The organism is Pedobacter agri PB92, from assembly GCF_000258495.1.
Lineage (GTDB): Bacteria > Bacteroidota > Bacteroidia > Sphingobacteriales > Sphingobacteriaceae > Pedobacter > Pedobacter agri.
The window spans coordinates 1-13,205 of sequence record NZ_AJLG01000014.1 but is presented as its reverse complement, the minus strand read 5'-3'; the positions used below and the strand labels follow the sequence as shown (position 1 = coordinate 13,205).

The window sequence follows — 13,205 nt, the reverse complement described above, 5'->3', positions numbered from 1 at the left end:
TACTTTAGTTTTGATTCAGCTAAATCGTATTAGTTGCCAACTAACCAAATATAAATCTTGTTTTACCAATGAGCTACGCTAAGTTTATCAAAGCCATATGCCTAAATTGCTTTATAGCGATTATGGCTTCTACGATCGCTTCTGCACAAAAAAGTAGTGTTAACGTTACATCAGAATTGGAATCGATGACAACCATTTCGAATCTTCCAAAGTATACTGACGCTGTGGTAAAGCAGTTTTCTTCCTATGATACAACAGGGAATAACGATGATGGTTTTAGTGGGAAGTATTCTTTTGTCAGAAAAAATCCAGATAGCAGTCTGGTCATTTTTGAAGATAAAGGCGCAGGCGTGATCAATCGGATCTGGACACCAACACCAACAAATGATACGCTTGATTTTTATTTTGATGGCAGTAAGAAACCCTCTTATTCCATAAAATTTTCAGACTTGTTTTCAGGCAAAATATACCCCTTTAACCTGCCACTTTGCGGCAATCAGGTAGGTGGATATTTTTGTTATTTCCCTATCCCATATAAAAATGGATGCAAAGTTGTTTTCAGGGGTAAGAAATTAGAATTCTATCAAATCCAGTATCGTAATTTTGGAAAAAATGCCCGTGTCAAAACATTCAACCCGAATTTATCAGCGTCGGAAAAAGCAGCGTTCGAAAAGCTAAGCTCATCGTGGAAGGCTATTAAGGAAAACATTCTTTCATCTCCCGGAATCGAAACAATTGCAGTTGATAAAATCCTGTCACCTGGACAAAGTTTATCACTGGTTAGCTTATCAAAGCCCGGCCGTTTTTTAGGTTTCGAAATCGAGAATGCCAAACAGTTTGAAGGATTAGAAAAGTTAATCGATATTAAAATAACCTGGGACAATGAAAACCAGCCAGCGGTCTATCTTCCCCTTTCTGATTTTTTTGGCTATGCTTTTGGTAAAATTTCCATGCAAAGTTTGCTAAGCGGTACCGCAAATAATACCAATTACAATTACTTCCCGATGCCGTTTGAAAAAAACGCAAAAGTAGAATTGATTTATCGTAAAGGCATTTCGAATGGACATGCAGAGCCATTAACAATAAAGGCAAGATGTTACTTTTCGCCATTACCGCATGATCCGAAAACAGAAGGAAAGTTTTACACTTTTTGGAACAGTGATAAAAATGCCGCCTTGGGTAAACCACACGTTTTTTTGCAAGGAGCGGGTAGAGGACATTACGTGGGTACAATTTTGCAGGCTCAAGGACTAAATCCTGGCATGACTTTGTTTTTTGAAGGCGATGACTACACCGCAATTGATGGCAAAATGACCATGCATGGAACCGGATCGGAAGATTATTTTAATGGCGGCTGGTATGCCTTGCTCGATCGTTGGGACCGTAAAATGAGTTTGCCGCTGCATGGTTCATTGGATTATTCCCTTCCATTCAGCCGAACCGGAGGTTATCGGTTGTTTTTAGCGGATAAAATGCCTTTCCAGAAAAGTATTTTGCATACCATTGAACACGGGCCGGAGCAAAATAATAAACCCGCCGACTATACTTCGGTGGCTTTCTACTATGCTGATAGAGCGATTTCAACATCCCAATTACCAGATGCTAAGAATACGATGGTTTTTGTTCCTGATACCATGATGATTTATCCCCAGCTCATGAATTTGAGTTTCAATGGTCAGGCTACTATTGATGGAAATAACTTCATCGGAAGAAATGGTGCGCAAATTCGCGTCGACTTACAGGAAATTCCAAACGGAAAGTATAAGCTTTATACTGATTTAGAAACAGCTGCCGATGGTGCAGAAATTACCTTTTGGCAACGCCAAACTAAAATTAGTGAACCCATCTCATTCTATAGCACACAAAAAGAAGTCAAAAAGAAAATGTTTCTGTGCGATCTCGATATCAATGAGTTTAGGAACACCGTTACCTTACATTTTAAAAACGACAAAGCTAAAAATCGTGTAAATATTGGGCGGTTGATCCTGGTTAAAAGTAAACCTTAGTTTCCTGCGTAATTATTCATTTCAATAAAGGCAAGCTTTAGTTTTTTGTATTTTAAATGATCTGAAAGGCTGCGGAGTTGCCAGTTACTCAGAAAATAACCATTTACAAATTTAACTGCATCTACATACTCTTTTATCGAATTAAAAATGGTTCCGTTAGAAAGATGCTGAAGTGTGATGTCGTTCAGGCAATACGAATAAACAAGCAAAGGTGTTACTTTTTCCAGCTGAAGATCGTACCAGTTAAACGGGGTGCAGGTTCCAGCACGAAAACCAGCCCGGTTAGGATAACCCATAGAATAGTCGGTTGTGATGCCCGAGTTCAATAAATTTAAATAGCAGATCGGAAATTTTAAAATTTCCAACTGCTGACTGCTCACATTAATTTGGTCTGGCAGTATTTTTTTAAGTTTTGCTAAGCCTGTTTTAATTTCATCGATTTTCTCCTTATCGCTGGCGCATGGCCTTAGTAAACCTACATTTTTCGATGATAGATTTTTCGAAATACCATTTGCTTTAATGTAATCATCAGGAACATTTGGAAAGTTGATAAAAAATATTGGATCCGTTTGCTTTTTCTCCAATACCAAATTTAAATCGCTTAGTACAGCCTCGCTACTTACACCAATACCAGTGAGCTGATCGAATTTTGAGCTCAAAAAGTTATTTTCTTTGTTGAAAACCGAGCTGAATAAAAATTTCGTCCGGCCTAAGAAACCATCGGGTATGTTTGGGGTAATGTTAAAATTAATGCTTGGCTGATTAATAAAACGTTTCTCGTAAAACTTAAATTCCGGATGTTTTTTGCGGATCATATTTTTAATCAACATTGCCCATTCATCAATAATTGGCCTTTCTAAAATTTTCCATTTAAATTGATAACTCTTTTTCGCTTCGAAATCTTCCTCTGTTTTTTTCTGATGAAGATATTCCTCATAACGGGTTACAATAAAAAATGAAGCTGCAAATACATCAAATGGAAACAAAGAATTTTCTACCGGAAAGGGAACCTGGTATTCTCCAAATAAAGTTGTTTTGATATTAATGTCATCAAGTTTGTTGGAAAAAAGAATAGGGCTGCTTTTGAAGAAAAGTTCATCACCTAAGGCTTTTTCGCCATAACTGATTTTAACCTGCTTGCTTTGCGTAAAATATTCTGCATTTCCGGTAAACTCTATTTCGGTCTTGAGAATTTCTTTAAAAAATAAAATTGAAGATATATTTTATTCTTGGAGTTAAAACAGAGGAGAAAATAATTAAATGCATAACTTATTTAAACAGTAGGTAATGTATAACTAAGATTATTAACAATTTTCCCGGTAATTGATCTTTTTGTTAACGGGATATTAAAACTAGCAGTATTTTAACACCAATTTAATATCTAATACAAAAATTACATTTAAAAGTTTGTGGCAAACTTCTTATCAGGATATAGGATTTTAGTGCTTTTACGTGTTTGCGCTTTCACCAGATGCACGATACTCATCTGATCATCAAACAGATCGTAAAGAATGGTATTCGTAACTTCCACCGCTTTTAAACTCGAAATTTTTTCTACTTCCAGATAAATGTTCGTGGCTTCATGATCTATTTCAAAGCCGATGTATTTCATTGCAACAGCTTTGCCGTTTGCTTTAATCTGCAGATGGGAATTGATGTATTTTTTCTACCATCTCATCCATCGCATTCTTCATTGCAGGATTAGAAAGATCCGTTTTCTGTTTATAGTTTTTTGCTAAAATAGATTCAAAATCGTCTGAGAAAATTCGACAACTGATCTCCAAAGTTTTATCCTTTTGATTAAAACTTACTTCAGTAGTGCTTACATGCAAAGGATGTTTTATTCCTGCTGAAACAGTAAAGCAAATGCAGAAAAGTAACTCTATTAAAAATCTTACTTTTTTCATCAGATATTTATTGAATTGGAAGGCATCAACAAACAAAGCTACGATTTAATTTTCTACAATATTTTCATAACACCTCAAGCTCCACTCGATTTGAACAAACTGAAAAACAATATTTGATTTTTCGGCTGCACTCTTATGGAAAAACAGTAACATTTTGAGTAAATTGAATGATCTTAGCGTTAAATTATCGGTTTTTGAAATTATTAATTTAATTTTAAGCATTAAAAATCACATCCCGTTTTTATTTTACCGTATTTCATGCCTTTACAGGATTTTATTTTCTACTTTAAGCTGGGCTGGGAGCATATTATCAGTGCCGATGCTTTAGATCATCAATTGTTTATTTTGGCACTGGTAGCAATATACAGCTACACCAATTTAAAACAGGTGTTGATTTTGGTAACTGCTTTTACTATTGGGCATTCCTTAACGTTGCTTTTAAGTGTGATGGATGTCATTAGGTTTGATAGTAAATGGGTGGAATTTTTAATTCCCTGTACAATTGTAATTACCGCCGTGAGTAATTTGTTTAGAAGAAATTTCTCCATGAAATCAGTCAAGGTAAATTACTTTTTGGCTTTAGGTTTTGGATTAATCCATGGAATGGGTTTTGCAAATTCCATCAGGATGATGCTGGCAAAAGATCAAAACATTGGTTGGGGTTTGTTTGGCTTCAATGTGGGGTTAGAAGCCGGGCAGGTTTTTATGGTTTTAATTATTTTGATTATCACTTTTATTATTTTTAATTATACCCGAATAAAACGCCTGAGCTGGGTGTTGTTTATTTCGGCAGCCGTATTTAGCCTGGCTTTAAAAATGGCTATAGAACGAATTCCTTTTTAAAGAATAACAACGATGAATAAACTGTTTACATTAACCGGCTTACTACTTTTTTCAGGTGGTTTAGTCATGGCACAAAACATTCAGAATAATCCTGGAAGCAACCATGGGAACAAGTTTGAGCAATTGGGTACCATTTTACCTACGCCAAACGAGCAACGTACAGCCAGCGGTGCACCGGGTGTAAAATACTGGCAGCAACGTGCTGATTACAATATCAAATGCGAACTGGATGAGAAAAATTTATTGTTAACAGGTTCGGAAACGGTTACCTATACCAATAACTCCCCAGACCCGCTTACTTATATTTGGTTGCAGCTGGATGAGAATGAGCACAGTACCAGTAAAAATGCAAACTATCAGGATGCTACTAAAATGCCTGCTGGTGGAACCACCCAAAACTTAGATCAATTAAGCGTTAAAACTGATAATGGCCTGGGGATCAACATTACCAAACTAACTGATGCAGCCGGTAAAAACTTAAAGTATACCGTAAACAAAACCATGATGCGTGTTGATTTACCTGTAGCCTTAAGAACTGGACAAAAATTCATCTTCAACATCAACTGGAACTATAAAATCTCTGATCGGATGAGTATTGGTGGTCGTGGTGGTTATGAGTTTTTCCCTGCAGACGGGAACTACCTTTTTACGATGACGCAATGGTATCCGCGGTTATGTGTGTACAGCGATTTTCAAGGCTGGCAAAATCACCAGTTTACCGGTAGGGGAGAGTTCGCGTTAACGTTTGGCGATTTCAAAGTGCAAATGACTGTTCCGGCTGATCACTTAGTAGGTTCAACAGGAGAGTGCATCAATTATAGCGCTGTATTAACGCCAACGCAAATGAGCAGATACAATGCCGCAAAAACAGCTACTGCACCTGTAGAAATTCAAACATTGGCCGAAGCAACTGCCGCTGAAGGAAAGAAATCAACAGCTAAAAAAACCTGGGTTTTCAATGCAAACAATGTTCGAGATTTCGCCTGGACTTCTTCCCGTAAATTTATTTGGGATGCCATGCCGCAAAAAATACAAGCCAATAATAATATGGTGATGTGTATGAGTTTTTATGGTAAAGAAGCCTATCATTTATACAGCAAATTCTCTACACGTGCGGTAGCGCATACCATCAAAACTTATTCAGATTTTACTATCCCTTATCCATATCCGGTAGCGCAAAGTATCGAAGCGGCAAACGGTATGGAATACCCGATGATTTGTTTCAATTATGGCCGTACAGATGCTGATGGAACTTATAGCGAAAGTACCAAAAACGGAATGTTGGGCGTAATCATTCACGAGGTGGGGCACAACTTTTTCCCGATGATTGTGAATAGCGATGAGCGCCAGTGGACCTGGATGGATGAAGGTTTAAATTCTTTCGTAGAGTACTTAACCGAGGAACTTTGGGATAATAAATTTCCAAGCAAAAAAGGGCCCGCTTATACCATTGTTGATTACATGAAATTGCCAAAAGATGAGTTGGAACCGATTATGACTAACTCAGAGAATATTGCTCGTTTTGGTCCGAATGCTTATTCTAAACCAGCAACAGGTTTAAATATTCTCCGTGAAACCATTATGGGAAGAGAGCTTTTTGATTACGCATTTAAAGAATATTCAAGAAGATGGGCTTTCAAACACCCTGAACCGGCAGATTTATTCCGCACCATGGAAGATGCCAGTGGCGAGGATTTAGATTGGTTTTGGAGAGGTTGGTTTTATGGAACCGATCCATGTGATATTGCATTAGATAGCGTGAAATTTGCCAAAGCTGATTTCCCTAAAGATGTACCGGCGGCCAGATCAAGAATGGTAAAAGTTGATAAACCTGCGTTAAATGCTTTTGATGATATTTCGAAAATCAGAAACCGTGAAGACAAAAAAATCAGTTTCTATGTAGATAAAAACACAGCGGCTCAGGATTTTTATTACAAATATGACAGAGGATTGGTAACTGTTGATACGACTAAAACAACAAAAACAGAAATGTCTATGCCGTATGAAGTGGTGCCGGAAACTGATCAGGGTAAATACGCCAATAAATTCCTATACGAATTAAGCTTTAGTAACAGAGGTGGTTTAGTGATGCCGATTATTGTAGAGTTTACCTACAAAGATGGTACTAAAGAAATTGATCGTATTCCTGCTCAAATCTGGAGACATAACGAATTAAAAACTTCTAAATTCTATGTGAAAGATAAAGAAGTTGAATCTATTCTGGTCGATCCATTACGCGAAACCGCTGATATCGATACCAGCAATAACGGATGGGGCGGAAAAGCAAAAGAGAGCAAGTTTAAGGTTTACAAAATGAAAATGGCTTCAGCAGTTAGGGGACAGTCGGTTGGCTCAAACCCAATGAAAGTGGCTGGAAGTAAATAGTTAGATTAGCTATATCTGATTGTCAGTTTCGCATTGGCAATCATTAAAATTATTTAATCCTCGTTGAAAATCTCAGCGAGGATTTTTTGTTCCAACTTTCCTGACTTTCTCCTGTTTACTCATTAAACCCTAAACTCGTATATTTGATTAACGATGAAATTCAAAATCACTTCAGAATACAAACCAACCGGCGATCAGCCATCTGCCATAAAACAATTGGTTGATGGTGTAAATGCCAATGAACATTACCAAACATTGCTAGGGGTAACCGGATCAGGGAAAACCTTTACCGTTGCCAACGTTATCGAGCAAACACAAAAGCCAACCTTAATCCTGAGTCACAATAAGACTTTGGCGGCTCAGCTATACGGAGAATTTAAAAATTTCTTTCCCGAAAATTCGGTTAATTATTTTGTTTCTTATTACGATTATTACCAGCCCGAAGCTTTCATCGCTTCAAGCAATACTTATATCGAAAAGGATTTAAGCATTAACGAAGAAATTGAAAAGCTTCGTTTACGCACCACTTCATCGCTAATGAGTGGTCGGAGAGATATCATTGTGGTTTCGTCCATTTCTTGCATTTATGGTATGGGAAACCCTGAAGATTTTTCAAGGATGGTTTTTCGTTTTGGCGTCGGCTTGAGGATTTCAAGAAATGCTTTTCTACATAGTTTGGTAGAAATTCTATATTCCCGTACCACAACTGAATTTAAACGCGGAACTTTTAGGGTGAAGGGTGATACGGTTGATATTTATCCTGCCTACTTAGACCATGCTTACCGCATTTCTTTTTTTGGCGATGACATCGAAGAGCTTTCAGCCATTGACCCAGTTTCAGGCAAAACTTTGGAGAAATTAGAAGATATGGCCATTTATCCGGCTAATCTTTTCGTTACGCCTAAAGATCGTTTCAATCAATCTATCTGGGGCATTCAGGAAGAATTAGAGATTCGTAAAAATCAACTGATTGCCGACAGGCATTTACTCGAAGCAAAAAGGTTAGAAGAACGAACCAATTTCGATATCGAGATGATGAAAGAATTAGGGTATTGTTCTGGTATCGAAAACTACTCCCGTTTCTTTGATGGCAGGCAGCCTGGGATGCGTCCATTCTGTTTGCTGGATTATTTTCCCGATGATTATCTGATGGTGATTGATGAAAGCCATGTAACCGTTCCGCAGATTCGGGCGATGTATGGCGGGGATAGATCGCGAAAATTATCACTGGTAGAATATGGTTTCCGTTTGCCAGCTGCGCTGGATAACAGACCATTGAATTTTAATGAGTTTGAAGCTTTGGCGCCGCAAACCATTTATGTTAGTGCAACACCTGCAGAATATGAACTTGAAAAGTCAGAAGGTGTAGTGGTTGAACAGGTAATTCGTCCAACAGGGTTGCTTGATCCGGTTATTGAAATTAGGCCAGCCATTAATCAGGTGGATGATTTGTTGGATGAAATAGATTTAACCATCAAAGATGGCGGACGTATCCTGGTTACAACTTTAACCAAACGAATGGCTGAAGAGTTAACAAAATATCTTGATCGGTTAAATATCAAAACGAGATACATTCACTCTGAAATTAAAACGCTGGAAAGGGTGGAGATTCTCCGCGGTTTAAGGCTTGGAGAATTTGATGTTTTGGTGGGGATTAACTTGTTGCGTGAAGGATTGGATTTACCTGAAGTAACCTTGGTAGCGATTTTGGATGCTGATAAAGAAGGTTTCCTACGGTCAGAAAAATCGTTGATTCAAACTATTGGGCGTGCTGCCCGTAATGATCGCGGCCGTGTAATCATGTATGCTGATGGCGTTACTGAAAGTATGGAAAAAACAATTTCTGAAACCAACCGTCGTCGTGATATACAAATTGCTTACAATTTGGAAAATGGCATCGTACCAAAAACGGTAGGAAAATCTCGCGAAGCCATTTTAGAGCAAACTTCGGTATTGGATTTCTCACAGAAAGCGACTGATAATAAGGCCAGAGCATACATTGAAAATGCAGAGATCAGCATTGCTGCGGATCCGATTGTTCAGTACATGGGCAAAGCAGAATTGCAGAAGGCGATTGATAACACCAAGAAAGATATGCAGAAAGCAGCGAAAGAAATGGATTTCTTACAAGCTGCAAAATTGCGTGACGAGATGTTTGCTTTAGAGAAAATGTTTAACGAGAAGTTTGCGAAGTAGCCTTTTTAGATTCATTTTACCGAAATTGAAAATTTATTCGGAGTTTTGAAGCTCAAAAAATAATCATGAACGGTCAAAACAGAAAAGATATTTATCCAGGTTTAGAAGTTGGAATCATCCTTAAAAAAGATCAGCGATCTGGTAATATTACTTATGGTGTGGTGCAAAATTTACTTACATCTGCTGCCTTTCATTCGCGTGGAATAAAAGTAAGGCTGGAAGATGGACAGGTTGGAAGGGTAGCTGAAATTGTTGAAGAATAAAACTTTACAAGGCCTTTTGGCGTAGTATAAATGTAATAACAATGCAATTAAAGGCGAAAAAAGTAACAAAATAAATTTTGGGACGTCTATATTTGTAACAATAGTAATTAAAGAATGGCATTTATTAAATTCATTTTCATTGCAATATTAGTCCTCTGGATCATCAGAATGTTGATTCGATTGATATTGCCTATGCTGTTTAATAACCTGGCCAGCAAAATGCAACAGCAGGCAACCGGACAGGGGCAACAGCAACAAAGACGATCAAAACCGGAAGGCGCTATTTCTATAGATTACATGCCTCCAAAACCCGATCAAAGCAAAACGGATAAACTTGGCGACTTCGTAGATTACGAAGAAGTTAAATAAAAAAAGCAAAGCCCTGACGAATGTCGGGGCTTTTTATTAGCAATATATTTTTTACTTAGGTTAATATTTATTTGCCTCTTCTTGAATCGTCTTATTGCGGTTCATCAACAATCTTTTCATGTAGCTTTTTAAAAATATTTTTTCAACGATTAATCCAAGCCAAGCAAAAGGAGCACTGAATTCAAAAATGTCTGTCATTTCTGTTTTCTGGCCTTTTGGTGCAAATATATGTTGATGACGAAGCCTTTTAAACGGACCTTTCACCATTTCATCGATAAAATAAACCGGTATTTTCATCTCCGATATCCTGCTCGTCATGGTGAAATAAAATCCAAGGTGTTTTGCTTTCCATGTAACGGTTTCATTGATGCCAATCAGTCCGGAAGTACATCCAGCTATTGCTTCCTCATTTTCATTTTTCATGGAATGCATATGCAAATCAATACTTCGGGCTAGATCAAAGCATTGCTCAATGGGTGCATTTACTAATGTTTTTAAAATAATGATTGACATCTTATCTATTGTTCAAGCAATACAAACTAAAATTATTCATGGTATTAAATTCATCAGGCTAAATGCTTAGGCTGATGATATCATGAATCGCATGCTCAATTTTACCATATTGAAACTCAAATCCACTCTCCAATAAAACTGCTGGTTTAACCCATCTGCTTTTTAAAATTAATTCCGTCTCGGTTCCGATAATTATTGCACCAATGCTTAAAAGCCAGGCGGGTGTTGGTAATCCAAATGGTATCCCGTAAATTTTTCTGATGTTATCCATTAAAACTTTATTGGTTACTGCATTTGGGGCGGTACAATTTACAATGCCATCAATCTTTTCGTTTTTTAAAAGCCACTCTATCGTTCTAATTGCATCTTGTTCGTGCACCCAGTTTACATACTGCTTGCCATCGCCTTGCTTTCCACCTAAGCCAAACTTTACTAAATTCAGTAATCTTGGAAACGCACCATCATTTTTACCAAGTACGATACCCATCCTTAAGGCAATTTTCCTTGTTTTGGGTGTGTCATTTTCAAAAAATGTATTTTCCCAAACTTTACAAACATCTATAGAAAAGCCATAACCAATTTCTCCGGTATATTCATCCTGTGGCTGATCTTCCGCATGGCGGTAAATGGTTGCAGAGGTAATGTTGATCCATAATTTTGGAGGCGCTATAAGCTTGTTAATGACGTTAGCCAGCAGTTTTGTTGGAACAACTCTGGAGTTGATGATCACTTCCCGGTTCTTTTTGGTATACCTGCAATTTACATTTTTACCGCAGAGGTTTACCAGTAAATCAGCATCTTCTAACTCTTTAACCCATACATCTTCAGTTTTTCCGTTCCATAAAATGGTTTTAATATTTCCTTTTACTGGCTGTGGTTTTCTGGCAAGAATGACCACTTCTTTTGCCAATACTGAAAAATGTTTTGCCAGTATTCCACCTAAATATCCGTTTCCCCCTGCGAGTATAATTTTTTTGTAAGCCATGATTTCTATGCAGTAAAGATTAAAGCCAAAACAATTAACCGGTAAAGTACCCAGGTAATACTCATCAACCAGCCCAATTTTAGTATTTTACTTCTGCGGATATGCTCCAAGAACATTAGCCCGGCAACCATTAAAAAGTATAGTATGTAAAAAATTGGATTTAAATTAAAGAGTTGATTAATCACCAACCCAGCGATAAGCATCAGCGAGCCTGCAAATGAAATCGTCATCATATTTCCCAGATAATCCCAAAGTTTTTCTTTTTTATAAATGGAGATGAGGAAAACCTGAAAAACAATCTGTCCGCTGCAGATAAAGTACTCTCTATACTTTTCACCCAATGGAACGAAATCGGTAAGTAGGTGTGCATATTTCGTTAGCATAAAAGCCGTTAGAAACCAGGTGAATAACAGGTAAGCAATGCGATAATTTAGCTTAAAGCTGGGCTGAACGGCATTTGGTTTGGTAACTGCCGGGATGATTACTTTTCTGTTGTAAGATATAAACGCATAGATTTTAGTCATCAGCCAAATAAAGGGCCTAAATGCAAAGAGCGGTTTTAAAAAAGGGATAGCATGGCCTATAATTTTGAACAAACTTTTAATGCCGTAGGTAACTTCTCCACTTTCTGTATTTACCAAAGCAATTTCATTAGCAGCCCGTTGCTGATCAACTAGTGGGCAAATTTGAGCTGGCGTATGTTGATAAGATTCCCTTCCGTTTACAGCTAACATGCCGGTTTGAACAAATGCTTTTGTATACACTTCACACATTGGGCATTCCTCATCGTACAGGATAACATGGTTGTTTAGCGTTTTCATTTTATTTAAATATTTATACTTTCAGTAAAATATGAAAGTTAGCTTTAAAAAATTAAGCCGGTTAAGGCTTAGGTAAAGGTATTTGTTTCATGGATGAGTCATCCATACTACTTAAACACTTTCAGCACTGATCCCCAAAACCAGCTCTCTTCAGCTTTTAACATGGTTTCTAATGTTTTATCAACATTACCCGCCAATTTATTAATGTCTGCAACAGATTTTTTAAAAGTTTTAAATGCTGGATCTTTCTCATCTCCGGTTACGGTAGAAAGCTCATTGAGAACCTTTAATACGGGTTCAAGCTCTCGTTTTTTCCGTTCTTTGGCTACCTGCCTGGCGATATTCCAAACGTCTTTATCAGCAAAAAAATATTCTTTTCTTTCTCCTGCCTTATGCTGTTTTTCAATCAAGCCCCAACCAATCAGATCGCGAAGGGTCATGTTAGCATTGCCTCTGGAAATGCTTAAGGTTTCCATGATTTCCTCCGTAGTTAAAGCCTCAGGAGAAATCAATAACAAAGCATGAACCTGAGCCATGGTTCGGTTAATTCCCCACTCAGAACCTAACTTGCCCCACGCTTCGATAAATTTAAGTTTTGCTGCTGCTAATTCCATAAACAAATATAACAACATTTTTAAACTTTCAAAAATTATTGAAAGTTTATTTTATTTGAAAGTTTAGTTGAATGGTTGGTGTTAATTTTGAGTAAGAATGACATCTTGAATAAGTTAAGTTTAGATGAACTAAGCTTCAATCTAATTTTTTATTCGTCTCACATTTAATTTATTCCTTTTTTATACCGCCCAATTTTTATTTTTGACGTTCGTTTAAACTTAAACAAACCTTAATGAATAACTGGTTTAATAAAAATGGCATCCACCTGGCCATTATTGCATTTTTGTAGTCAGTGTGTACGT

13 protein-coding genes are annotated in these 13,205 nt (G+C 37.2%); 6 read left to right on the top strand and 7 right to left on the bottom strand.

The genetic code is table 11. The features are described 5' to 3' along the window. Positions 1-122 precede the first annotated feature (122 nt). Positions 123-2,006, top strand: a complete 1,884-nt coding sequence (locus ON09_RS03625; RefSeq protein WP_010599699.1) for a glycoside hydrolase family 172 protein — start codon at positions 123-125, stop codon at positions 2,004-2,006. Here the strand turns inward: ON09_RS03625 and ON09_RS03620 are convergent. From ON09_RS03620 to ON09_RS24040, 3 genes are all read right to left on the bottom strand, one after another. After that, a complete protein-coding gene (locus ON09_RS03620; protein ID WP_010599698.1) occupies positions 2,003-2,992 on the bottom strand; it encodes a DUF7033 domain-containing protein in 990 nt (329 codons plus the stop codon). The two genes, ON09_RS03625 and ON09_RS03620, sit on opposite strands and share 4 nt — an antisense overlap. 413 nt (positions 2,993-3,405) lie before the next feature. After that, the gene (locus ON09_RS24045; RefSeq protein ID WP_051010164.1) at positions 3,406-3,618 is read right to left on the bottom strand and encodes a DUF6702 family protein; all 213 of its coding nucleotides are present in this window, start codon (positions 3,616-3,618) and stop codon (positions 3,406-3,408) included. Positions 3,619-3,640: 22 nt separating this feature from the next. Then, positions 3,641-3,913, bottom strand: a complete 273-nt coding sequence (locus ON09_RS24040) for a DUF6702 family protein (protein ID WP_051010163.1) — start codon at positions 3,911-3,913, stop codon at positions 3,641-3,643. 258 nt (positions 3,914-4,171) lie between these two features. Between ON09_RS24040 and ON09_RS03610 the strand changes: the two genes are divergently transcribed. From ON09_RS03610 to ON09_RS03590, 5 genes are all read left to right on the top strand, one after another. After that, on the top strand, positions 4,172-4,756 hold the full coding sequence (locus ON09_RS03610) for a HupE/UreJ family protein (protein ID WP_010599697.1): 585 nt from the start codon (positions 4,172-4,174) through the stop codon (positions 4,754-4,756). A gap of 12 nt (positions 4,757-4,768) precedes the next feature. Then, positions 4,769-7,141: a M1 family metallopeptidase gene (locus ON09_RS03605; RefSeq protein ID WP_010599696.1), complete on the top strand. Its 2,373-nt coding sequence runs from the start codon at positions 4,769-4,771 to the stop codon at positions 7,139-7,141. A 153-nt stretch (positions 7,142-7,294) separates the two neighbouring features. Continuing rightward, a complete protein-coding gene (uvrB, locus tag ON09_RS03600) occupies positions 7,295-9,337 on the top strand; it encodes an excinuclease ABC subunit UvrB (RefSeq protein WP_010599695.1) in 2,043 nt (680 codons plus the stop codon). Positions 9,338-9,402: 65 nt separating this feature from the next. Continuing rightward, positions 9,403-9,600 carry a YwbE family protein gene (locus ON09_RS03595; RefSeq protein WP_010599694.1) on the top strand — a complete coding sequence of 66 codons (198 nt, stop codon included), beginning with the start codon at positions 9,403-9,405 and terminating at the stop codon, positions 9,598-9,600. 114 nt (positions 9,601-9,714) lie between these two features. After that, on the top strand, positions 9,715-9,969 hold the full coding sequence (locus ON09_RS03590; RefSeq protein ID WP_010599693.1) for a DUF4834 family protein: 255 nt from the start codon (positions 9,715-9,717) through the stop codon (positions 9,967-9,969). Between the two features lie 60 nt (positions 9,970-10,029). On the opposite strand, the gene ON09_RS03585 is transcribed toward ON09_RS03590, so the two are convergent. The 4 genes from ON09_RS03585 to ON09_RS03570 all read right to left on the bottom strand — a co-directional run bounded on the left by ON09_RS03585 (position 10,030) and on the right by ON09_RS03570 (position 12,902). Then, positions 10,030-10,482, bottom strand: coding sequence for an SRPBCC family protein (locus ON09_RS03585; RefSeq protein WP_010599692.1), 453 nt, complete (start codon positions 10,480-10,482; stop codon positions 10,030-10,032). Between the two features lie 58 nt (positions 10,483-10,540). Next, the gene (locus tag ON09_RS03580; protein WP_010599691.1) at positions 10,541-11,467 is read right to left on the bottom strand and encodes a TIGR01777 family oxidoreductase; all 927 of its coding nucleotides are present in this window, start codon (positions 11,465-11,467) and stop codon (positions 10,541-10,543) included. Positions 11,468-11,472: 5 nt separating this feature from the next. Beyond that, positions 11,473-12,288: a thiol-disulfide oxidoreductase DCC family protein gene (locus tag ON09_RS03575; protein ID WP_010599690.1), complete on the bottom strand. Its 816-nt coding sequence runs from the start codon at positions 12,286-12,288 to the stop codon at positions 11,473-11,475. A 107-nt stretch (positions 12,289-12,395) separates the two neighbouring features. Continuing rightward, complete coding sequence (locus ON09_RS03570) at positions 12,396-12,902, bottom strand: GbsR/MarR family transcriptional regulator (RefSeq protein ID WP_010599689.1); 507 nt, start codon at positions 12,900-12,902, stop codon at positions 12,396-12,398. Positions 12,903-13,205 lie beyond the last annotated feature (303 nt).